Below are 435 nucleotides of genomic sequence, written 5' to 3'. Positions count from 1 at the left end.
AACTCAATTTAGCATCTTGTAAAGAGCGAAAAAAAGTAATCAACTGATTAATAGGAGAGTTCATCTCCCCAACAATATAAGATATACTTAACATACTTCCCAATGTCAAATTTCCATTAATAACACTTTTAGCAACAATAAATGAAATAAAAATATTTTTAATGTTATTCATAAAGGTATATCCTGAAAGTTGCAATTGATCAATCCTCAAAACTTTTAAGTTTACGTTAAATAACTGATCTTGTATGATTTTCCATTGAGACCTTTTAAATTCTTCAAAACTATTTAATTTTATCTCCTGCATACCTGTGATAAGCTCATATACAGTACTCTGGTCCTCTGCTTGTAGTTTAAATCTATTATAATCTAATACCTTTCTATATTTTTGAAAATAAATTACCCAAAGTATGGAGACTATCGTAAAGGAAATGTAGA

Annotated in this window: 1 pseudogene; it reads right to left on the bottom strand. The window is 27.6% G+C overall.

Annotated elements, in window-relative coordinates:
• Positions 1-435: pseudogene (locus SB764_RS38380) on the bottom strand (peptidase domain-containing ABC transporter); the annotation flags it as partial.

Origin of the sequence: Paraburkholderia sp. SIMBA_027, assembly GCF_046535315.1 — a bacterium.
In the GTDB taxonomy this organism is placed as follows: Bacteria; Pseudomonadota; Gammaproteobacteria; order Burkholderiales; family Burkholderiaceae; genus Paraburkholderia; species Paraburkholderia tropica.
The sequence above is the reverse complement of the archived record's forward strand: the minus strand, read 5'-3'. Positions and strand labels throughout refer to the sequence as shown.